This is a genomic window from Asticcacaulis sp. W401b (assembly GCF_046503825.1).
Taxonomy (GTDB): Bacteria; Pseudomonadota; Alphaproteobacteria; order Caulobacterales; family Caulobacteraceae; genus Asticcacaulis.
In genome coordinates this window covers 702,677-725,216 of the sequence record NZ_JBKFEE010000001.1, presented here as the reverse complement: position 1 = coordinate 725,216, position 22,540 = coordinate 702,677, and the positions used below count along the sequence as shown (strand labels likewise).

Annotated in this window: 14 protein-coding genes; 10 read left to right on the top strand and 4 right to left on the bottom strand. The window is 62.5% G+C overall.

Annotated elements, in window-relative coordinates:
* The 4 genes from ACK8OE_RS03400 to ACK8OE_RS03385 form a co-directional block, all read right to left on the bottom strand.
* The gene (locus ACK8OE_RS03400; RefSeq protein ID WP_410271368.1) at positions 1-2,595 is read right to left on the bottom strand and encodes a PAS domain-containing sensor histidine kinase; all 2,595 of its coding nucleotides are present in this window, start codon (positions 2,593-2,595) and stop codon (positions 1-3) included.
* A 157-nt stretch (positions 2,596-2,752) separates the two neighbouring features.
* A complete protein-coding gene (locus tag ACK8OE_RS03395) occupies positions 2,753-3,310 on the bottom strand; it encodes a response regulator (protein ID WP_410271367.1) in 558 nt (185 codons plus the stop codon).
* A 131-nt stretch (positions 3,311-3,441) separates the two neighbouring features.
* Positions 3,442-6,045, bottom strand: coding sequence for an aminopeptidase N (pepN, locus tag ACK8OE_RS03390; RefSeq protein WP_410271590.1), 2,604 nt, complete (start codon positions 6,043-6,045; stop codon positions 3,442-3,444).
* Between the two features lie 119 nt (positions 6,046-6,164).
* Positions 6,165-6,782 (bottom strand): hypothetical protein, encoded by a 618-nt coding sequence (locus ACK8OE_RS03385; protein ID WP_410271366.1) that lies wholly within the window; start codon positions 6,780-6,782, stop codon positions 6,165-6,167.
* Between the two features lie 153 nt (positions 6,783-6,935).
* On the opposite strand from ACK8OE_RS03385, the gene ACK8OE_RS03380 reads away from it, so the two are divergent.
* From ACK8OE_RS03380 to ACK8OE_RS03335, 10 genes are all read left to right on the top strand, one after another.
* Complete coding sequence (locus tag ACK8OE_RS03380; protein WP_410271365.1) at positions 6,936-7,319, top strand: group III truncated hemoglobin; 384 nt, start codon at positions 6,936-6,938, stop codon at positions 7,317-7,319.
* A gap of 342 nt (positions 7,320-7,661) precedes the next feature.
* Entirely contained in the window at positions 7,662-10,334 is a 2,673-nt protein-coding gene (ppc, locus tag ACK8OE_RS03375; RefSeq protein WP_410271364.1) for a phosphoenolpyruvate carboxylase, read from the top strand.
* Positions 10,335-10,556: 222 nt separating this feature from the next.
* A complete protein-coding gene (gene zwf, locus ACK8OE_RS03370; protein WP_290795312.1) occupies positions 10,557-12,038 on the top strand; it encodes a glucose-6-phosphate dehydrogenase in 1,482 nt (493 codons plus the stop codon).
* Positions 12,031-12,762 carry a 6-phosphogluconolactonase gene (pgl, locus tag ACK8OE_RS03365; protein WP_410271363.1) on the top strand — a complete coding sequence of 244 codons (732 nt, stop codon included), beginning with the start codon at positions 12,031-12,033 and terminating at the stop codon, positions 12,760-12,762. The genes zwf and pgl overlap by 8 nt, the downstream gene beginning before the upstream one ends.
* Positions 12,763-12,791: 29 nt before the next feature.
* Entirely contained in the window at positions 12,792-14,609 is a 1,818-nt protein-coding gene (gene edd / locus ACK8OE_RS03360; RefSeq protein ID WP_410271362.1) for a phosphogluconate dehydratase, read from the top strand.
* 6 nt (positions 14,610-14,615) lie between these two features.
* Positions 14,616-15,632, top strand: coding sequence for a glucokinase (locus ACK8OE_RS03355; protein ID WP_410271361.1), 1,017 nt, complete (start codon positions 14,616-14,618; stop codon positions 15,630-15,632).
* 56 nt (positions 15,633-15,688) lie between these two features.
* Positions 15,689-16,318, top strand: a complete 630-nt coding sequence (eda, locus tag ACK8OE_RS03350) for a bifunctional 4-hydroxy-2-oxoglutarate aldolase/2-dehydro-3-deoxy-phosphogluconate aldolase (RefSeq protein ID WP_126421265.1) — start codon at positions 15,689-15,691, stop codon at positions 16,316-16,318.
* A gap of 185 nt (positions 16,319-16,503) precedes the next feature.
* Positions 16,504-17,562: a LacI family DNA-binding transcriptional regulator gene (locus ACK8OE_RS03345; protein ID WP_410271360.1), complete on the top strand. Its 1,059-nt coding sequence runs from the start codon at positions 16,504-16,506 to the stop codon at positions 17,560-17,562.
* A 545-nt stretch (positions 17,563-18,107) separates the two neighbouring features.
* The gene (locus ACK8OE_RS03340) at positions 18,108-20,699 is read left to right on the top strand and encodes a glycoside hydrolase family 3 protein (RefSeq protein WP_410271359.1); all 2,592 of its coding nucleotides are present in this window, start codon (positions 18,108-18,110) and stop codon (positions 20,697-20,699) included.
* A 175-nt stretch (positions 20,700-20,874) separates the two neighbouring features.
* Positions 20,875-22,464 (top strand): sodium/sugar symporter, encoded by a 1,590-nt coding sequence (locus tag ACK8OE_RS03335; RefSeq protein ID WP_126421259.1) that lies wholly within the window; start codon positions 20,875-20,877, stop codon positions 22,462-22,464.
* Positions 22,465-22,540 lie beyond the last annotated feature (76 nt).

Here is a 22,540-nt window from a genome sequence, read left to right as displayed (position 1 = left end):
TCAGGCCGCGGCGATCTGACCCGACGTGTCCGGGGTATCCGGCGTGTCGTCGGCGCTGGCGCCGGGGCTGGTCTGGGTCAGGGGCAGGATGACGCTGACCGTGGTGCCCTGACCGACGGTGGAATCGACCTCCAGACGGCCTGAATGCATCTCAATCAGGGACTTGGTGAGGGCGAGGCCGAGGCCGGTACCTTCCTTGGTGCGCGAGAACTGGTTTTCGATCTGCTCGAACGGGCGGGCCAGACGCTCCATGTCCTTCGGGGCGATGCCGATGCCGGTGTCGGCGACGTAGAGGTGCATGAAGCTGTCGGTCGGGACCGCCGACACGGTGATGGTGCCGCCCGACGGCGTGAACTTGATGGCGTTGGTCAGGATGTTGAGCAGAATCTGTTTCAACGCGCGGTAATCGGCCTGAATATCGGGCAGTTGCGGCAGGTGTACGCGCATCTTGAGCCCCGCCTTTTCCGCCCGCTGCCGCACCAGACGCAGCGTATCGTCCACCACCTCTTCGACCGAGACGGGCTCAAAGCGCAGCGTCATCTTGCCCGCCTCGATCTTCGACATGTCGAGAATGTCGTTGATCAGGGCCAGCAGGTGCTGACCGGAGCTGAGGATATCGCCCGCATATTCCTTATAGCGCGCGTGGCCCAGCGGTCCGAACATTTCGCCCGCCATGATCTCGGAGAAGCCGTTGATGGCGTTCAGCGGTGTGCGCAACTCGTGGCTCATATTGGCCAGGAATTCCGACTTGGCATGATTGGCCTGTTCGGCGCGAATCTTGGCCATTTCGTACTTTTTGGCGAGGTCGGTCTGGATGCGGCGGCTTTGTTCCAGCTTATCGACCATGGCCTGAAGCTGTTCCTCGTTGCGCCGGCTCATCTCCTCCTGAATCTTGATGGCGGTGATGTCGGCCCCGGTGACGACCGTGCCGCCTTCCAGCGTCCGGCTCTCGGAAATCTGTATCCAGCGCCCGTCGTTCAGTTCGGCTTCCACCACGCCTTCGCGGCCGTCGATCACCGGCTCCTGACGGCGGATGGCGATGGCCATGACCTTTTCGATCAGTTCGCGCGACGTGCCCGCCTTAAGGAAGCGCGGGTCAATGCTGAAGGTGCGGCCAAACACCTCATTCCACATGACCAGCCGGCCGCGGCGGTCCCACAGGACGAAGGCGTCCGACACCGAATTGATGGCCCCGGTCAGGCGCGCTTCGGCACGCTGGGCGCGGGACTGCGCTGCGCGCTCCTCGGTGACATCCAGTGCTACCCCTGACAGGCGGCTGAAGCCGGACAGATCGCGCGGACCCGTCGCCTGACCGCGCGCATCGACCCAGATCGAGCGGCCATTATCACCCGGCACCCGGAAAGACACATCGAGCGCGCCGTGGCCGCGCGCATTGAGCAGGGCCTTGCGCACCGCTTCCCGGTGTTCAGGGGCGATACGCAGCAGGACTTCGTTGGTCGTCGCCACGCCGCTGCCGCCCCAGCCGAACATGACGCCGGTGACTTCGGACATGAAGACCTGATCGCTTTCGAGGTCCCATTCCCAGATGCCGCAGCGCGCCGCTTCGACGGCCAGCCGGTAGCGCGTCTCCTTGGCCTCATACTGACGCGCGGTTTCGGAATTGCGCCGCCCCTGCACAATCAGCAGCAGCCCAAACAGCGCGCCGATGATCAGCGGCCCGATAAACAGGGAGGCCGTCCCCAGCCAGCTTCCGCTGGCCGCGCCGCCCGACGGTTCAATGTAAAGCGTGGTCAGGCCGTTTTCGCCCTCGCGCACCGCGGCTATGCGGACAAAGCCCTTTTCTTCCAGCGTGCCTTCGCTGATGCGCGCGCTGTTGGCATTGTCGCGGATCTGTTCCGGTGTGACGGTCAGGGCCTTGCGGATATTCTGTCCCGTCAGCCGCTCGTCCGAGGCGCTGAGGATGTCGCCGGCGGCATTGATCAGAACAATCTGGTTGTCGCGCGTGTTTTCCGCGTCGCGCAGCGGATTGTTGAGGCGTGCCACGGCGCGCACGCGACCGGGAGCAGGCGTGCGCACCAGATAGGCACGCGCGGTACGCGTCAGGCGCGACCCGAGCGCCAGAGCCGCAAACCCCTTGTCTTCGACCCTGGCCGCCTCGCTCAGCAGGGTGTTTTCATCCTGACCTGCGCGCGCGATGATGCGCCCTTCGGCATCAATGAGGGCCAGCGAGGCCACGGCACCGCCCGAGGCTTCAAGCGCCTTTTGCACCACATGTTGGGCTGCCCCCGGCTGTGTCTGATAGGCCGATAGCGCCCCGTCCATCGCGACGCGGGCGACGGACACGGCCTTGTCGGCCCTGAGCGCGTTCAGCCGGGCCTGCCCATAGGCGGCGGCATCGCGCGCCGCCTTTCCGGACGAGAGGTCGTTTTGCAAACGTGCCGAAGAAATGGCCGCAAACAGCATCAGGCCCAGCGCCAGGCTGAGCCCGCCAATACGCATCCACAGGGGCATACGCGGGCTGACCTGCGTCAGCAAACCGGATTTGAGCGATCCGCCACCCTGAGCCCCACCCAGCCGGAGGCGCGGGCCATCCGGGGCTCCGCTGCGGCTGGGCTGTGGCGAGAAAAGCTTCATGCGCGTCAGGATATCCGGGAAGGGGAGGACAGGCGGCGACCGGATTTGATTCGGGTACAACTGAAAGGGTAAACGTCGCGTTAACCCTTTGTCGAGAGTCTTGCGGTCGTTAAAAAGGGGACGGCCTCACTGCGCTGTGGGCAAAAAAACCTCCGCCTCAATCCGCCTTGGCCGCTGCGTTCTCGTCCGCAGCCGGTGCAGCGTCCTTGACCGGCGGCTTGTGATCCTCGCTCCAGCCCTCGCGGCGTTCCTTGCCCTGATACTTGGAATCCTGACGGCGGCGACGATCCGGCCCGAAATAGCTGGCGGTCTTGATGAAGGGGCGCGGCTTGTCGATAACGGCGGCCACCTTGCGGTACAGTTCCAGCGCCGTCACCGGCTTGGCGCAGAATTCGTTGACCCCGGCATCGCGCGCGGCGGTGACGCGTGAGCGTTCCGAGTGCGCCGTCAGCATGATGATGGGCACGTAGCGATTGGGGCTGTCCGACGAATTGCGCACCATGTGGACGAATTCGACTCCGTCCAGCACTTCCATCATGAAATCGACGATGACGATGTCGATGGCATCATTGCGCAGGCGCTGAAACGCATCGCCGGCGTCGCGCGCCTCAAACACATGAGTGGCCCCGAACCCGCGCAAAATCGTTTTCACAATGTGGATCATGTGGGTGTTGTCATCCACCACCATGAACCGCAGGCGCTCAAGTCCCGCCACTTTTGACTCCCTTACGCACATACCAAAGCGGAGGCCGTGCGGGCGGCCTCTTAAGGTCGTTTTAAACCTTAAAGTTTGTCAACAGGTTAAGCGAACGGCAATCTTCCAACGGGGGCTTGTGACGGACCCCCTTACCCCGCCAGCGCCTTTCCAGCCAGTTCGCCGACGTTTTTCGACAGGCCCTCGGTGGCGACAATCCGCTCCAGCGCCGCCTGCATCAGGCTCCGGTGCGGCTCGGCATAGCGTTTGAAGCCGCCAAAGGCTTCGATCAGGCGCGCCGCCGTCATCGGGTTGAAGCGGTCCACGCTGAGGATTTCGTCAGCGATAAAGGCGTAGCCTTCACCCGATACGTCGTGGAAAATCGCCGGATTATTGGCGGCAAAGGCCTGCGCCACGGAGCGCCAGCGGTTGGGCACCTTACGGTCAAAATCCGGGTGCGTGACGAGGGCACGCACGCGCGTCAGGGTTTCGCGATGGGCGCAGGCGGCCTGCACCGCGAACCATTTGTCGAGCACCAGAGGCTCGGACTTAAAGCGCGCATAGAAGTCGTCCAGCGCGTCCTGATAGGCGGTGCCGTGGACCTGCGACAGGGCCGACAGACCGGACATCTGGTCGGTCATATTGCTGGCCTTGTGGTAGTGAGTCTGTGCAAGCGCGGTCGCCGCAGGGGCATCGGCGGCGACGATCAGGTCAAGCAGGGCGTTGCGCAGGGCGCGGCGGCCCGCCGAAGCGGCGTCGGGGCTGAAGGTCGCCTCAGCGGGCAGGGCCGCATAGAGGGCTTCGGCATCCGCTTTCAACGCGGCCGCCAGCTCGGCCTTGAAGGCCTTGCGCCGGGCATGGATAAAGGCCGGATCGACCGGCGTCAGGCTCTGGGCCAGGTCCATCTCGGTCGGCAGGCCGCTGATCAGCGCCTTGAACGCCGCATCCAGCGTCGGATCGGTCAGGGTGGCGCGCAGGGCCTCGGCATAGGCGGCGGCCGCGCCTTGCGGATCGAGGATGAGGGCCTTGGCGAGGCTCTGGGCCGCCTCCCAGCGGTTGAACGGGTCAGGATCGCCGCGGAAGCGGGCAAAGCGGTGTGCCTCCGGCTCGTCCAGCGTCAGCTTGACCGGGGCGGAGAAGCCACGCAGGGCCGAGATCACCGGCGTTTGCGTCACCCCTTCCAGCACCCACTGCGTGTTTGCTTCGGTTAACAGGAACAGGGCCTCGGTCACGCTTTCGCCCGCGTGGACAAAACGCAGCGGCGCACCGGCCTCGGACAGCAGGCCCAGCCGCACCGGGATCGGCACCGGGGCCTTGTGCGCCTGTGACGGAGTAGGGGGCGTTATCTGCGACACGTTGAGGGTCAGACGCTGCGCCGCCGCGTCATAGGTGGCTTTGATGGTGAGCGTCGGCGTCCCCGCCTGCACGTACCATTTCAGCCAGGGCGAAAAGTCCTGCCCCGTGACGGCCTCGAAGCTGCTCAGGAAGTCTTCCAGCGTCGCCGCCGTGCCATCATGCGTATCGAAATAGTGGTCCAGTGCGCGCCGATAGGTGTCCGCGCCGCCGACCGTCTTCAACATGCCGACGATTTCCGCCCCCTTCTCGTAGATGGTGGCGGTGTAGAAATTGTCGATCTTCAGATAGGCGGCCGGGCGCACGGGATGGGCCAGCGGCCCGGCGTCTTCCGGAAACTGCCGCGCGCGCAGCATCTTGACGTCCTTAATGCGCTGCACCGCGTGGCCGCGCTGATCGCCGGAGAAGCTCTGATCGCGGAAGACGGTCAGGCCTTCTTTCAGGCACAGCTGGAACCAGTCGCGACAGGTGACGCGGTTGCCGGACCAGTTGTGGAAATATTCGTGCGCCACAACGCTTTCGATGCGCTCATAGTCGAGATCGGTGGCCGTTTGCGCATCGGCCAACAGAAGTGAGGCGTTGAAGATGTTGAGCCCCTTGTTCTCCATCGCGCCGAAATTGAAATCGCGTACGGCGACGATCATGAACAGGTCGAGGTCGTATTCGCGGCCATAGGTCTCTTCGTCCCACCGCATCGAGCGCTTCAGCGCGTCCATGGCGTAGGCGGCGCGCGCGCTCATGCCCGGATCGACAAAGATTTTCAGCGCCACAGTGCGGCCCGACATCGTGATGAAGTGGTCTTCAAGGACGTCCAGTTCGCCGGCGACCAGCGCAAACAGATAGGCCGGCTTGGGGAAGGGGTCTTCCCATACGGCGTAGTGGGTGTTCGCGTCATCGCCGCTTTCGATCAGATTGCCGTTGGACAGAAGGCGCGGGAAACCGGCCTTGGGCGCGCGCAAACGAACCGTATATTTCGACAGCACGTCCGGACGGTCAGGGAAATAGACGATCTTGCGAAAGCCTTCGGCCTCGCATTGCGTGCAGTACCGACCGGAGGACATGTAGAGCCCTTCCAGCGTCTTATTTTCCTGCGGATTGATCTCGACCTCGACCTCCAGCGTGAAGCGGTCGGGCACGCCGGGGATAGTCAGACATTCCGGCGACAGGGTATAGGCATCGGGCGTCAGTTCAACGCCATCCAGCCGCAGCGCTTTGAGGCTCAGCCGCTCACCCAGCAGCACCAGCGGGGCGTCGGTGGCGCCGCGCCTTTCGATGCGATAGGTCGCCCGCACCCGTGTCTGCGTCGGGTGCAGATCAAACGCCAACTGCGTTTCTGGGATGGCAAAATCCGGCGCGCGGTAATCGGTCAGACGGATGGGGCGGGCGATATCGGTACGGTACATTCGCGCGGCGTCTCGCAAAGCAAACAGGTCGGCAACAGAGTAGCCGCCCATCTTTGCATAGTCTTGCAAAAATCCAATTCGGCCCTACCCAATTTTCGGTAGGCAACCGATTGGAATTTTCATTCCGCGGCGGTGGCGCTGATTTCCGGTTCCGGCTTAGGTTCTATCTGGGACTCCATCGGCCGAGTCTGGGCGTCGGGCGGCGGCGTTTCAATCACGCGGCGCAGTTGCTCAAAGCGGCGTGCGATGCGCAGCAGGGGCTCCGGCAGGGCCGGTGTCTCGTCACTTTTGACATAGTCGCTTAGTTCGCGGGCCAGATTGAAAAAGCGAGGGGCCGCCGTAATCAGGCGCGCCTGCATTTCGATCAAAGCCGGATCGCGGTCGTATTCGGCCCCCGGCACGCGCCAGCCACCCCAGTCATTGGGGTCGGTGACGACCACCGGATAGGTGCCCGGATAGGGATGGTGGGCGCAATCTTCGACGGCCTGCACGCGGTTGCGCGCCCGCATCAGCCGCCACGGCGTCTTGCCCGGCGCTTCGCCCGGTGCCGCCTCGATCTCGGTTTCCGCCGTCAGTTCCTCGGCGCGGAAATCGCGCCCCAGACCGCAGTCATAGGTGACGCGGATCGGTTCCTCAAAGCCCGCGACCCACACCGGCTTTACCTGTTCGATCATGGCCCAGGTGCCGACGGGCTCGACATAAACACGTTGATTTCGATGGAAAACAGCCTTGGCCATCTTAGTTCCTTTGACGCAAACTGTACGCGGGTGATTTGTCACATGGCGCGAAGGCGTGGCGGGTGTTAACCGCTCAGGCGCCAGACCCGACCCTAACGCACAGGCTTTAGCATTTGGTGAGGGAGTGCGGTTAAGACGTGTTAAGAGTTAGCTATGACCGATCCGACCTTTGCCCCCGCTGACCTGCGCCGTCTGGTCGAACGCTTCTATGAGCGGGCGCGCAGGGATACTCTGCTGGGGCCGGTGTTTGAAGCCGCCGTTGACGACTGGCCGGCGCATTTTGACATGCTGACCGCCTTCTGGAGCATGGTGATGAATGGCCCGCGCCCGGACGTGCCGGTCTTCAAGGGGCGGCCCCTGCCCAAACATCTGGCCCTGCCGCTGAAACGGCAGCATTTTGATCGCTGGCTCGACCTGTGGGCCGAAGTGACGGCTGAGCTGTTCGACGCGCCGCGCGCCGAGGCGCTGCGCGAAAAGGCCTGGCGCATCGGTCAGTCGTTTCAGGCGGCGCAGGCGATGAACGAAATGCTGCGCTGAGTGTTACCGCTATCTTCGGATACGGTATATGTTTCAAACTAAACGGCTTTTTCCTTAATCTTGTCAGACATTTAATTTTCTTGTCGCGGGCTCACGGAGCAAGCGTTTGTAATTATTCGTCATATTATCGCGGTGCAAAAATCTGCGCCTAAACCCTCTTGCGGCGCACAAATTTTGCGTTAGGGTGGAGAAATTCCTGCCTGAGGTCTGCCGTCTGCGGCAGGTTTTGTGTGTCCTCAGCCTTGCCTGCCCTGAGCCGATGCCAACCCGCCCGCTCAGACCCGCCCGGTTCCCGCACACGCCTCAGACTGCACCGATAGACTTAAAAAAAGAGGCCCGCCGATGACCGACGCTATGATCGATCACGTCAAGCAGAACACCGCCATGCTGGAGGGGTTTCTGACTGACGCCGTCAACAGTTTCGGGCGCGGCAGTGTGTTGTCGAAGATCGAGGCGCTGCGCGCCGACAATGCCGATGTCGATGATTTAAGCGAATCCGAGGCCGCCCACGCGGCGCGCGTCCTCACCTGCCTGTCCACCCTGACCGTCCTGTCCGAGGACGTGGCCAATCTCAAGCGTGTCGAGACCTTTCCGGGGACGCAGGAGGCGATCACTCTGGCCAATGCCGTGCATCAGGCGCGCGCCAAGGGCCATTCGCAGGCCGAGATCGAAGAGACTCTGAACGGCATTCTGGCCTCGCCGGTGTTTACGGCGCACCCGACGGAAATGCGCCGCGCCTCGGTGGTGGAGCGCGAATACGACATCACGCAATTCCTGTCGTCCTATGAGCGCACGACCCGCGCCTCGGAGCGCAAGGCGCTGGAAGAAGACCTGTTCCGCGCCGTGGCCCTGCTGTTCAATACGCGCCTCAACCGCCCCGAACGCATCACGGTCGCCGATGAGATTCAGAACTCGCTGGGGGCTGTGCGTCGAGCGATCCTGCCGGCGCTGGTTGAGCTTTATGGCGACTGGAACCGCGAGATCGAACTGAAAGGCGAACTGCCCAACGTGCTGAAACTCGGCTCGTGGATCGGCGGCGACCGCGACGGTCACCCGCACGTCGATGACACCACGATGAACTACGCCTTCCACAATCAGGCGAAGCTGGTGCTCGACTTCTATTTCCAGCAACTCGACAAGCTCGATATCGAACTGACCCTGTCCGAAGAACTGGCGCCGGTCACCGATGCGCTGCTGGAGCTGGCGCGCAAATCGTCCGACACCAATGTGCACCGCGTCGATGAGCCCTATCGCCGCGCCATCACCTTTATCAAGACGCGGCTGGCCTCGACCTGGCAGGCCATTCTCAAACTGCCGCACCCGCTGGCTTCGCCGCTGGTCGGGGCCTATGAGACCTCAGAAAACTTTGTGCGCGACCTGCTGATCATCCGCGATTCGCTGATCGAATATGGCGGCAAGCGGCTGGTGGGGCGCACGCTGAAAAGCACTATCCAGATCGCGCGTTCGTGCGGCTTCCACCTGTTGTCGCTCGACATGCGGCAAAATTCCGCCGTGCATGAGCGCGTGATTGCCGAACTGTTCGCACAGTCGTCGGAACTGCTCGACTATAGCTCGCTGTCGGAAAACGAGCGCGTGTCGGCGCTGGTGGCGGAACTGACCAATGACCGTCTGCTGCGCTGGCCCTTCGCCAAATATTCCGATGAGACGCGCCGCGAACTGCGCATTATCGACGCGGCAGCCGAAGTCATCCGCACCTTCGGGCCGGACGCGATCGGGGCCTATGTGGTGTCGATGGCCAAGTCGGTGTCCGACATTCTTGAGCCGCTGGTGCTGCTGAAACAGGCCGGTCTGGTCTATGGCGGGCCTTCGCCGCACACCATGATCCGCGTGTCGCCTTTGTTTGAAACCATCGAAGACCTTGAGGCCGCGCCCGACATCATGAAGCGCTGGCTGGGTCTGCCGGCCATGCGCTCGCTGATGGGGCGTCCGGCGGTGCAGGAGGTCATGCTCGGCTATTCGGACTCCAACAAGGACGGCGGCTATACAGCCTCGCGCTGGAGCCTGCACAAGGCCTCATCGGCCATCAAGGCCGTGTGCAATCAGAAGGGCGTGGCGCTGCGCCTCTTCCACGGTCGCGGCGGTTCGGTCGGTCGCGGCGGCGGCCCGTCCTTCAACGCCATCATGGCGCAGCCCGAAGGCACGGTCGGCGGTCAGATCCGCGTCACCGAACAGGGTGAAATGATCGCGCGCAAGTTCGGTAACCAGACAACGGCGGGCAAGACGCTCGATTCCTTCGCGGCGGCGGTCTTCCTCGCCTCGCTGCCGGTCAAGGAGCGCGACGCTCACCACATCAAGGAATCCGAGGCCGAAGCCAAGTATGGCCCGCTGATGGATAAGCTGTGCAAAGCCTCATTCGACGCTTATCGCGCCCTGGTCTATGACGACCCGCACTTCCTCGACTTCTTCCGCTCGGTGACGCCGATTTCGGAGATTTCCGACCTCAAGATCGGTTCGCGCCCGGCCTCGCGCACCAAGTCGGGCAAGATCGAGGACCTGCGCGCCATTCCGTGGGTCTTTTCGTGGTCGCAGTCGCGCATGGTCCTGCCGGGCTTCTACGGCTTCAATGCGGCGGTCAAGGCGCTGGGGGTCGATGACCAGACCCTGATCGACATGTGCAACGAATGGGACTTCTTCGAGGTCTTCCTGGCCAATATGGAGATGGCGCTGGCCAAGTCGGACATGGAAATGGCGGCGCTCTACGCTGGCATGGCCTCCGATCCGGTCGAGGCGCAGCGCATCTTCGCCACCATCCGTCAGGAGCACGAGGAGATGACTGCGCTGGCCAAACGCATCCGCAAGGCGGGCACGCTTCTGTCCACCCATGAGCAGTTGCGCGGTTCGATTGAACGCTCGCACGCCCTGCTTCAGACGCTCAACCGCATGCAGGTCAAGTTGCTGAAAAAGCGCCGCGAAGGCAACAAGCACAAGCTGGTTAAGCTGGCTATGCAACTGACCGTCAACGGCATCGCCTCGGCCCTGCGCAATACGGGGTAGGCTATAACAGCCTTCGCACCACGATAATACCAATTTAATACCTTGAGGCGCGGCCCCGGCCCCTATATACAGCTTATGAAAGCACAATTCCCGGCTTGACCCGCAGGCGGACGCGCGGTATGACAGCGCTGTCAAAATTTTTTGACGCGCTGTGACGTTTGCGTAATAAGCCGCCTGCTAAAAAGGCCCGACGTCACCTCGCCAAGACCCAGGAACCCTATCGTGAGCTTATCGACTTCTTCTGCGAATCGTAAACCCGTCTTCGTCCTCGTCGGCGGCACCGGTGATCTGGCGCTGCGCATGTTGTGGCCGTCTCTGGCCATGCTGGATCAGGACGGCTTTCTGGATAAGGACCTGCGCATCATTTCGGTGGCGCGTGAGGCGGTGGACCGCCCGGCCTTCCTTGAGCGCGTCAGCGCCGCCGTTCAAAAGCGCATCGGGGCCGATCTCGAAGCGACGACGCTCGATCAGTTCCTGCCGCGCCTCAGCCATATCGCGCTCGATGCTTCCGACCCGCAGTGGGGGGCCAAGCTGAAGGCCGAACTGGGTGAGCCTGAGGCGCTTGACGTCGTCTATTTCCTCTCCGTGTCGCCGTCGCTGTTCAAGCCGATCTGCGAACATCTGGAAAGCGCGGGTCTGAGCAAGGCCCCCAACCGTGTGATTATCGAAAAGCCGCTGGGGCGTGATCTGGCCTCATCGAAAGTGATCAACGATTCGGTTGCCCACGCCTTTGACGAAGCGCGGACCTTCCGCATCGACCACTATCTCGGCAAGGAGACGGTGCAGAACCTGCTGGCCCTGCGCTTTGCCAATACGGTGTTTGAACCGCTGTGGAACGCGCAGTCGATCGACCACGTGCAGGTCACCGTTTCCGAAACCGTCGGCACGGGCGATCGTCTGGGCTATTACGACGATTACGGGGCGCTGCGCGACATGGTGCAGAACCACCTGTTGCAACTGGTCTGCCTGCTGGCCATGGAGCCGCCGTCGAACTTCAATGCCGATGCGCTGCGCGATGAAAAGGTCAAGGTGCTGCGGTCGCTGAAACCGATCACGGCGGATAATGTGCGCGATGTGACGGCGCGTGGTCAGTACGGTCCGGGCTTTGCCGAAGGCAAGCAGGTGGCGGGTTATGAGGCCGAAAAGGGCTCGCCCTCCAACACCGAAACCTATGTCGCCATCAAGGCCGAAATCGCCAACTGGCGCTGGGCCGGGACGCCCTTTTATCTGCGCACGGGCAAGACCCTGCCGTCGCGCACCACCGAGGTGGTGATCCAGTTCCGCCCGGTGCCGCATTCGATCTTCGGCTCGGCGGCGCAGCCCAACCGTCTGGTCATCCGCCTGCAACCGGACGAAGACATCAAGCTGACGGTGATGAACAAGGCGCCGGGCCTTAGCGCTGATGGCATGCAGCTTCAGCCGCTCGACCTGTCGCTGTCGCTGTCCAATGCCTTTGATGGCAATGGTGATAAGCCGCCGCGCCGTCGCATCGCCTATGAACGCCTGATCCTCGATGCGCTGAACGGCAACAACGCCGCCTTCGTGCGCCGCGATGAGGTCGAAGCCGCCTGGGCGTGGGTCGATGGAATTTCGGCGGCGTGGGCCGAAGCCTATCCCAAGCCGCAAATCTACCCTGCCGGGACCAATGGTCCGATGAGCGCCTATATGCTGCTCGACCGCGACCATCGGGTGTGGAATGACTGAGGCCCTGGGCATTCACCGCCTGCGCACCTTCGACAGCGCGGCCGAGGCCGAAACCGCCGTCCTGGCGGCCATTGCCGAGGCTCTGTCCGCCGCCATTGCCGAGCGCGGTCAGGCCCTGTGGATCGGAGCCGGGGGCGGTACGCCGAAGCCGGTCTATCAGCAGCTCGATACGCTGGACCTGCCGTGGGACAAGGTAACCCTGTCGCAGGTCGATGAGCGCTTTGTGCCGGTCGATGACGCGGCCTCCAACACGAAGATGATGGCCGAGGCCGCCGCGCCGGTGATCGCCAAAGGGATGCGCTTTGACACCCTGATCCGTGATCTCAGCGACGCGGGCCTGTGTGCGCAACAGGCCGAGGCCCTGCTGCGCGGCTTTAATGACGGTGACGCGCCGGAATTCGACCTGACCCTGCTGGGCATGGGGCCGGACAAGCACTACGCCTCGATCTTCCCCGGCCACGCGCTCAATGCCACGGTCTATGACACGGACGCGCTGGTCCTGCCGGTCGCCCCGGCCAGCGGCGGCGCAGAGCCGAGACTGCCGCGCATCACATTGACCGTAAAGGCCCTCAACCGCTCGCGCCGGATCGTGCTATATATCACCGGTCAGGAAAAGCGCGACGCACTCATGGCCGCCATCGCCGATCCCAACCCCGACACCGCGCCCATCGGTGCCTTCCTCGCCCAATGCCCCGTGCCCGTTGACATCGTCTGGTGTCCGTAACGGCCGGCCTTCAACAGCGAAAAGATAACATGACCACCGAGCTTCATCCCGTTCTCAAGTCCGTCACCGACCGCATCATCGCGCGCTCCAAGGCCACGCGCGCCGAGTATCTGGCCCGCGTCGAGCGTTACAAGTCGCGTGAGCCGCGCCGCAAGAAGCTGTCGTGCGCCAACTATGCCCACGTCGCCGCCCCGATGACCGAGACGGACAAGCTGGCTCTGGCGCTCGATAAGGTGCCCAATATCGGCGTGGTCACTGCCTATAACGACATGCTGTCGGCGCACGCCCCCTATTACCGCTATCCGGAAAAGATATTGGACTATGCCCGCCATGTGGGCGCGACGTCTCAGGTGGCCGGTGGCGTCCCGGCCATGTGCGACGGCGTCACGCAAGGCAAGCCGGGCATGGAGCTGAGCCTGTTTTCGCGCGATGTTATCGCCATGGGGACGGCCATCGCGCTCAGCCACGATGCGTTTGATTCCACTCTGATGCTGGGTATCTGCGACAAGATCGTGCCGGGTCTGGTCATGGGGGCGCTGGCCTTCGGGCACCTGCCGGTGATCTTCGTGCCGTCGGGCCCCATGCCGTCGGGCCTGCCCAATCCGGAGAAGGCCAAGATTCGCACGGCCTATGCCAAGGGCGAGGTTGGGCGCGACGCGCTTCTGGCCGCCGAAATGGCCTCCTACCATTCCGAAGGCACCTGCACCTTCTACGGCACGGCCAATTCCAACCAGATGCTGATGGAAATTATGGGCCTGCACGTGCCGGGCGCGGCCTTTGTGCCGCCGCGCGGCGAACTGCGTGACGCCCTGACGCGTGCCGCGGTCGAGCGCGCGGCGAAGGCTTCGGCGCTCAGCGATGCGCCGGCCTACATGGCGGATGTGATTGATGAACGCGCCATCGTCAACGGCGTGGTCGGGCTTCTGGCCACCGGCGGTTCGACGAATCACGCCCTGCACCTGCCGGCCATGGCGCGCGCCGCCGGGATCATCCTGAAACCCGAAGACATGAACGACCTGTCGGGCGTCGTGCCGCTTTTGGCCCGCGTCTATCCCAACGGCTCGGCCGATGTGAACCACTTCCATGCGGCGGGCGGTATCGGCTTTGTCATCAAGGAACTGCTGTCGGCCGGTCTGCTGCACGGCGATGTCAATACCGTCTGGGGGCCGGGTCTGGCCGCCTATGGCAAGGAGCCAAGCTTACGTGACGGGCAACTGGTGTGGGTCGATGCCCCCGCCGAATCGCTCGACCTCGACATCCTGCGCCCGGTGACCAACCCGTTCTCGCCCGAAGGCGGATTGCGTGAGCTACGCGGCAATCTGGGCGTGGCGGTGACCAAGATTTCGGCGGTCAAGCCGGAACACCGCGTCGTCGAGGGCCCCTGCGCCGTTTTTGACGATCAGGACGATTTTTTGAAGGCCTTCAAGGAAAATAGGCTCCCGGAAGGCGATTTTATTTGCGTTGTGCGCTTCCAGGGGCCAAAAGCCAACGGTATGCCTGAGCTGCACAGCCTGACTCCCTCCCTGTCGGCCATGCTGGATCAGGGCCGCAAGGTGGCCCTTGTCTCGGATGGACGCATGTCGGGGGCCAGTGGTAAGGTGGCTTCGGCCATCCATTTGACCCCAGAAGCCGTTGACGGCGGACCGATCTCAAAACTACGGTCAGGGGACATTGTGCGCGTGGACTGTGAAAACGGGAACCTGAGCTTCATAGGTGATGAAGCGCAATTGATGGCGCGGGAAAGCGCACCCCGACCGGCGGATGCCGACGGTCTGGGGCGTGAACTGTTCGCGCCGTTCAGGCGTCTGGTCGGCGAAGCCGTCTCAGGCGGCTCCGTTTTCTGGTAAGGTATTATGACGGCGCTTTTCGATAATCAGACCACCTTTTCTGCTTCGTCACAGGTGTTCAGGGGCCTTGTCGGTGATATCGGCGGGACCAATGCGCGCTTTGCCATTGCCGAACGGGGCGGGGGTCAGACGAAGCTGACGGAGTTCAAGAGCTTCCATACGGATGGCTATAAGGACCTCTACGCCGTCATCGACGATTATTTTGGTGGTCTGAGCGGGCGTCCGGACCTCGATTTTTCGGTCATCGCCGTGGCCGGGCCGGTCAATGACGGGGCCATCAAGTTCACCAATCTCGACTGGCTGGTGACGGAAACCGAGCTGGCGCACCACACCTCGGCGCGCAAGGTGCGCCTGATCAACGACTATGCTGGTCTGGCCTATGCGCTGCCGCATCTTCAGGACGAAGACACCCGCCGCATCGGGCAACTGCGCGAAGGCAAGGGCAATGTGCACGCCGTGATGGGCGCGGGCACCGGTTTCGGCGCTTCGGTGCTGGTGGGCGGGCCCTATGGTCCCTATTGCCTTTCGACCGAAAGCGGCCACGCCTCGTGGGCCCCGGTCAATGATTTCGAGCGCGAACTCCACCGCTTCCTGTCGAAAAAGCACGGGCGCGTGACCATTGAAATGGTGCTGTCCGGCCCCGGTCTGGTCAATCTCTACAAGGCCGTGACCAATGTGCGCGGCGAGCCGACGCTGGAGCTGACGCCCGCTCAGATCACGCATCTGGATGGTCCGGACGCACAGGGCTCGCGCTACACGGTCGAAACCTTCCTTGATATTTTGGCCTCGGTGGCGGGCGACCTCAGCCTGTGCCACGGCGCAACGGCGGGCCTGTTTATAGCCGGGGGTATCGCGCCGAAACTGGCCAAATATATCGACGAAGCGCGCTTCCGCGCCCGTATGGAGGCCAAGGCGCCACTGGTCTCCTATGTCGAAGCTATTCCGTCGCGCATCATCACCCACGAATGCGCGGCCCTGATCGGGGCGGCCAACGCCTTGACGGACGCTGAAATAATCGCTTAGTGCGCCTGAACAAGCTCCCTGCGCCACCGGGGAGCGGATGACAACAAGGATACGCCATGACCAAGCCGCTCGACGTTCACACCATCATGACCACGGGTCCCGTCCTGCCGGTGATGGTCATTCCGGATATCGAGATGGCCCTGCCTCTGGCTGACGCCCTGATGGCCGGTGGCATCAAGGTGCTGGAAATCACCCTGCGCACCGATTGCGCGCTGGATGCTATCAAGCTTATCGCCAAAGAGCGCCCGGACGCCATTGTCGGCGCGGGTACGCTGCTCACGCCGAAGGATGCCGAAAAGGCCGCCGAAGCCGGGGCCAAGTTCGGCGTGTCGCCGGGCCTGACCAAGACTCTGGCCAAGCAGGATTCGCTGCCTCTGCTGCCGGGCGTTTCGACGGCCTCCGAAGTGATGAAGGCGCTGGAATGGGGCTTTGAGCGCCTGAAATTCTTCCCGGCCGTCCCGGCGGGCGGTGTGCCCATGCTGAAGGGCATCGGCGGCCCGCTGCCGCAGGTCAAGTTCTGCCCGACCGGCGGTATCGGCCTCAACAACGCCGCCGATTTTCTGGCGCTGGATAACGTCCTGTGCGTCGGTGGCTCATGGGTCGCCCCGGAAAAGGCGATGAAGGAAGGCCAGTGGGGCGAAATCTCCAAACTGGCCGCCGAAGCCGTGCAAAAGTTTGCGGGCTGAGGTCGCGGCTTCGGACCGGCGCTAAGGCAGGTCCGGGTTAAGTTACCGCTACCATAGAGTTTTTGCGGCGCAGCGTCCTTGACAACGGGGCCTGCGCCGTTCTTCTTTGGTCTGACCAAAAAGACACAAAAGGGAATCCGGGGATTGGCCGCTCAGAATATATGTCGCATCGCAGGGATGGGGGCATGAGAACGCCCAGAGACCGCGGTGTGCCGGGGGCCGGCGGCACCTCGACCATCAATGATGTGGCGCGACTGGCGGGGGTGTCGATCAAGACCGTCTCGCGCGTCATGAATAACGAACCTAATGTGCGCCCGGAAACGCGCGATAAGGTTCAGGAAGCCGCCACGCTTCTACACTATCGCCCGAATCTGCTGGCCCGCTCGCTGGCCGGGGCGCGCAGTTTCCTGATCGGCCTGTTCTACGACAACCCGAACGCGGCTTATATCACCGACATGCAGCGCGGCGTCATCACGCGGGCACGCGAGCAGGGCTACCACCTGCTGATCGAACCGCAGGACAGCCACGCGCCCGATCTGGTGTCGAAGATTTCCAGCCTGCTGGCCACCATCCGCCTCGATGGTGTTATTCTGACGCCGCCCCTGTGCGATATGGCGGTGGTGCTGCACGCCATTGAGGCGGCAGGCGTGCCCTATGTGCGCGTATCGCCCTTCCTCAATCCCGGCCGCTCGCCCTGCGTGCGTATGGATGAGACTCAGGCCGCCTATGAGATGACGCGCCACCTGATTTCTATGGGCCACAAGGATATTGGCTTTATCCGCGGCCACCCGGAACACGGCGGCAGCCATCAGCGTTATGAGGGCTTTGTGCGGGCCCTGCGCGAAAGCCAGATCGAGCCGCGCCCGGAATGGGTCAAGCAGGGCTACTTCTCCTACGAATCGGGCGTTGAGGCCGGGCGCGCCCTGTTTGCCGAAAAGACGCGCCCGACGGCCGTGTTTTCGTCCAACGATTACATGGCGTTCGGGGTGATGGCCTCGGCGCAGCAGGCCGGTATCCGCATCCCGGAAGATGTCTCCATCACGGGCTTCGACGATGTGCCCGGTGCCATGCTGGTGTGGCCGCATGTCACGACCATCCGTCAGCCGGTCGAGGCGCTGGCCTATGCCGCCGCCGATATTCTGCTGACCCGTCAGGAAGGCGAAGAGGGCGAACCCGCGCCGCAGGCCCCGGATCGCCTGCTGCCCTTTGCCCTGATCGAACGGCAATCGGTGCGCCGTTTATAAGGCTCATGGCTTTGAAGCAAAAAAAACCGGCAGCCGGATAAACCGGGCTGCCGGGTATAAGGCCATTGCCACCTGAATAATGCCAAATCCAGATGACGATTTAAAATTCTGCGGGCGCGCGACCGTGAAAAAGGGAAAGAAGCCGCGCTCAGCCAGAATTTTAAACTCAGATTCAAACGGTCGGAGGGACCGTTCAAAAAGGAGCACCAACGGGTGGCTAAGGATTGCGATAATCTGACAGCGCTGTCAAGCGTGTTTTTGACGAAGATGGCGATAAGGGCCGTGAAATTTCGGCGCAGGCGTGAAAAATCATGAGAAAACCCGCGGTGCGTCAATGATTTAAAGGTGTGGCGGTTTTTGACGGGGGAGGTGAGAAAATCGTTTTCACAGACGCTTGGCGCGCCTTTCGCCCTGTCTCGCGGCTTGACGCTCTCTGATAGCGCTGTCATTAAGTGGGGCGCTCAAAGCGGCGGTTGCGCGCTTTCGGGCCCGATATACAAATAAGACCGGCAAACGAAACGCCGCGGGAAGAAGGAAGAGAAGACATGCGCAAATCCATGAAGGGCGCGCTGAAAGCCAGCGTGTCCGCAGGCCTTTTGCTGACGGCCCTGGCGACTTCGGGCTGCGTCACCATTATCGAGAGCAAGGGCAAGGCGGAGCCGGCACCCGTGGCGGCGACCCCGGCCGAGGTGGCGACGCCTGCCGCCGTTGAGGTCAACCCCGTGTGGCCGACGACGAAGGATGCCGGACTGATCGACGCCGATGTCGAAGCGAAGATCGACGCCCTGATGGCCGACATGACGCTTGAGGAAAAGGTCGGTCAGACCGTGCAGGCCGATATTTCGGCCATCAAGCCGGAAGACCTCAAAAAATACCCGCTGGGCTCGATTCTGGCCGGTGGTAATTCGGCCCCCGGTGGCAATGAGCGCGCCACGCCGCAACAATGGCTCGATCTGGCCGACGCCTACTGGCGCGCCTCACTGGAATATCCGTCAAAGAGCAAGATTCCGCTGCTGTTCGGGATCGACGCCGTGCACGGTCACTCGAACCTCGTCGGCGCCATCATCTTCCCGCACAATGTCGGTCTGGGGGCCACGCGCAACCCGCAACTGATGAAGGATATCGCCCGCGTCACCGCCTATGAAATGTCGCTGGCGGGCGTGGACTGGACCTTTGCGCCGACGGTCGCCGTATCGCGCGACAAGCGCTGGGGCCGCGCCTATGAGTCGTATTCGGAAAACCCTGCCGATGTCGCAGCCTATGCCGGTAAGGTCGTCGAAGGCCTGCAAGGCGATACGGGCGGTGATGAGGGCATAAAGCCCGGACACATTATGGCCTCGGCCAAGCACTTCCTCGGCGACGGCGGTACGCTGAACGGCAAGGATCAGGGCGACGCCGAGATCAGCGAAGAGGAACTGGCCACTATCCACAATGCCGGCTACCCGCCGTCAATCGAAGCCGGGGCCTTGTCGGTCATGGCCTCCTTCTCGTCGTGGAACGGTGAGAAGCTGACCGGCAGCAAGTACCTGCTGACCGACGTGCTGAAGCTCCGCATGGGCTTTAACGGCTTCGTCGTGTCCGACTGGAACGCGCAGGGTCAGGTGCCGGGCTGCACCACCACCTCGTGCCCGCAGGCCTTCAATGCCGGGATCGACATGTTCATGGCCCCCGATTCTTGGAAGGGCATTTATGAGAACACGCTGGCTCAGGTGAAGTCCGGCGAAATCTCCGAAGACCGCCTGAACGACGCCGTGCGCCGCATCCTGCGCGCCAAGATCAAGGGCGGCCTGTTTACGCTGGGCGCGCCCAAGGATCGCCCGATGGCCGGTCACTGGGAAAATCTGGGCAAGGCCGAAAACCGCGCCGTGGCGCGTCAGGCCGTGCGTGAGTCTCTGGTCCTGCTCAAGAACAATGGCTCGCTGCTGCCAGTGAAGGGTGGGGCGAACGTGCTGGTCGCTGGTGACGGGGCCGACAATATCGGCAAGCAGTCGGGCGGCTGGACCATCACCTGGCAAGGCACGGGCAATGCCAATTCCGACTTCCCGAACGGTCAGTCGATCTTTGGCGGCATCAACGACGCGGTCAAGGCGTCGGGCGGTAAGGCCACCCTGTCGGTCGATGGGGCATTCAAGGGCAAGAAGCCTGACGTCGCCATCGTGGTGATCGGCGAAGACCCCTATGCCGAATTCCAGGGCGACCGTCCGAACCTCGACTATCAGTCGGGTGAGCGCAAGGATCTGGCCCTCATCAAAAAGCTGAAGGCCGCCGGGATTCCGGTCGTCACCGTCTTCCTGTCGGGCCGCCCGATGTGGGTGAACCCGGAAATCAACGCCTCTGACGCCTTTGTGGCGGCCTTCCTGCCGGGCAGCGAAGGCGGCGGCGTGGCCGATGTGCTGATCGGCGACAAGGCGGGCAAGGCGCGCAACGATTTCAAGGGCAAGCTCAGCTTCTCCTGGCCCAAGTTCGCCAATCAGCAGCCGCTGAACCTCAACACGCCGGGCTATGATCCGCTGTTTGCCTATGGCTACGGCCTGACCTATGCCGACAAGGGCGACCTGCTGCCGCTGCCCGAAGACTCCGGTCTGAAAGACGCCGGTGTCGTCAATGTCGATACCTACTTCAATGCCGGCCGCGTGCGCGCGCCGTGGAAGTTCTACCTCGCCGACGCCGATGGCGCGGTGGCGGGCGATCACGGCACGATCAAGTCGCCGAAGGGCGTGGTCACTCAGGCCACGGTCGATGCCGGGGCTCAGGAAAACGGCCGCCTGCTGACCTTTACGGGGCAGGGCAAGGGCGAGGCCTATTTCGCCAGCGATGTGGTTGACCTCAGCCGTCAATCGACCGGCGAACTGGCCATCTCCATCACTTATAAGCTTGAGGCGGCCCCGACGGGTCCAGTGCATCTGGCGCTGGGGCGTGACCGCTTCGTCTTCCAGGAAATGGATGTCGCCAGCCTGCTGAAGGCCGACGGTCAGTTCCATACGCTGAAGGTCAAGCTGAACTGCTTTGCCGCCATCGGCCAGAACATGGCCCAGATCGGCATGCCGTTTGCGTTGCGTTCGGAAAAGCCGCTGAAACTGACTTATACGGCGGTCAAGCTGGCTTCGAACGAAGGCGATGCGGTCTGCCCGAAATAGGCCGAGCCGACAGAACTGAAAAAAATGCGCGGTGGGGTTCACTCCACCGCGTCTTTTTTTTGAGGCATGCCGATCGTCTTTTGCTGACGATTGCACATTGCCAAATTCTAAATTTCGATTAATTGTGTGACAATTGCTGCGCAACAGACGCAGCAAAAACACACAGGGGGCATTCATGCTTTCAGGTTTCCTGCCCGCCACCAACATACTGGCGGACGTCGATCTCTATATCCTGCTGGCCTATATCGTCGGCATCTTCATTCTGGCGCAGGTGGTGTCGCGCCGCAAGTCCAGCGAGGCGGTGACCTCAAAGGGCTATTTCCTCGCCGGCAATCAGTTGCCGTGGTGGGCCATCGGCGCGTCGCTGATCGCCGCCAATATCTCGGCCGAACAGATTATCGGCATGTCCGGGTCCGGCTTCCGCATCGGTCTGGCTATCGCCTCCTATGAGTGGATGGCGGCGATCACCCTGATCATCGTCGGGAAATACTTCCTGCCGGTCTTCATCAAGAACGGCGTCATGACCATGCCGGGCTTCCTTGAACAAAGGTTCGGCCCCAGCGTGAAGTACCTGATGGCCGTTTTCTGGCTGGTGCTCTACGTTTTTGTCAACCTGACCTCGATCCTGTGGCTGGGGGCGACGGCGATTTCGGGCGTGACCGGCGTTGAGCCCATCTATGCCATCGTCGCCATCGGTATTTTTGCTCTGGCTTATCAGATCAATGGCGGGCTGAAGGCCGTGGCCCTGACCGACATCGTTCAGGTGGCCCTGCTGATCCTCGGTGGCCTGATCATCGTCTATATCTCGTTCTCGAAGATCGGCGGTGATGCGGGGGTTATGGGCGGTCTGCACACCCTTTACACGCGCTTCCCGGAGCATTTCGACATGATCCTGTCGAAGGACTCGCCCTTCTATAAGGACCTGCCCGGTATCGCCGTGCTGGTCGGCGGTCTGTGGATCATGAACATCTCCTACTGGGGCTTCAACCAGTACATCATCCAGCGCGCGCTGGCGGCCAAGTCGCTCAATGAGGCGCAAAAAGGCATTGCCTTCGCCGCCTATCTCAAGCTGCTGATGCCGGTCATCGTGGTGTTTCCGGGTCTCGCCGCCCTGATCCTCGCGCCCAATATCGAAAAGGCCGACCACGCCTATCCGGCCATGATGCAGCTTTTGCCCAGCGGCCTTCTGGGGCTCGTCTTCGCGGCGCTGGTGGCGGCGATCATCGCCTCGCTGGCCTCGAAGATCAATTCGATTTCGACCATCTTCACGCTGGACGTGGTGGCCCCCCTGAAAAAGGACATTCCGGATCAGAAGCTGGTGACGATTGGCCGTATCGCTTCGGTGGTTTCGGTGATTGTGGCCATGGCCGTGGCGCAGCCGCTGCTCGGCAAGACCGATCAGGCCTTCCAGTTCATTCAGGAGTTCACCGGCTTCTTCACGCCGGGCATCGTGGTCATCTTCGCACTGGGCATGTTCTGGAAGCGCTGTTCGACCGCCGGGGCCTTTGTTGCCGTGGCCGCCTCGGTCATCCTTTCGACCGTGGCCAAATACGCGCTGCCCGATGTGCCCTTCATGGACCGCGTCGGCTATGTCTTCCTGGCGTCTCTGGCCCTGTGCGTGCTGGTGTCGCTGATCGTGCCGAACAAAAAGCCGGTCTCGACCCTTACGCTGGAAGGGGTCAGCTTCAAGACCTCGACGGCGTTCAACATACTGGCGATCGGCGTGGTGATCGTGCTGGTCGCCCTCTATGGTTTGCTGTGGTAGGCACAAGCGGAAACAACCGGAGAAGCGCCTCGCTTGCGGGGCACTTTTTCGTTTTTACACACAGCGCGGCAACGGA

Coding starts and splice junctions, on each gene's coding strand:
- ACK8OE_RS03400 (WP_410271368.1), bottom strand. CDS start 2,595: ATGAAGCTTTTCTCGCCACAGCCCAGCCGCAGCGGAGCCCCGGATGGC.
- pepN (WP_410271590.1), bottom strand. CDS start 6,045: ATGTACCGTACCGATATCGCCCGCCCCATCCGTCTGACCGATTACCGC.
- ACK8OE_RS03385 (WP_410271366.1), bottom strand. CDS start 6,782: ATGGCCAAGGCTGTTTTCCATCGAAATCAACGTGTTTATGTCGAGCCC.
- ACK8OE_RS03380 (WP_410271365.1), top strand. CDS start 6,936: ATGACCGATCCGACCTTTGCCCCCGCTGACCTGCGCCGTCTGGTCGAA.
- ppc (WP_410271364.1), top strand. CDS start 7,662: ATGACCGACGCTATGATCGATCACGTCAAGCAGAACACCGCCATGCTG.
- pgl (WP_410271363.1), top strand. CDS start 12,031: ATGACTGAGGCCCTGGGCATTCACCGCCTGCGCACCTTCGACAGCGCG.
- edd (WP_410271362.1), top strand. CDS start 12,792: ATGACCACCGAGCTTCATCCCGTTCTCAAGTCCGTCACCGACCGCATC.
- ACK8OE_RS03355 (WP_410271361.1), top strand. CDS start 14,616: ATGACGGCGCTTTTCGATAATCAGACCACCTTTTCTGCTTCGTCACAG.
- eda (WP_126421265.1), top strand. CDS start 15,689: ATGACCAAGCCGCTCGACGTTCACACCATCATGACCACGGGTCCCGTC.
- ACK8OE_RS03345 (WP_410271360.1), top strand. CDS start 16,504: ATGAGAACGCCCAGAGACCGCGGTGTGCCGGGGGCCGGCGGCACCTCG.
- ACK8OE_RS03340 (WP_410271359.1), top strand. CDS start 18,108: ATGCGCAAATCCATGAAGGGCGCGCTGAAAGCCAGCGTGTCCGCAGGC.
- ACK8OE_RS03335 (WP_126421259.1), top strand. CDS start 20,875: ATGCTTTCAGGTTTCCTGCCCGCCACCAACATACTGGCGGACGTCGAT.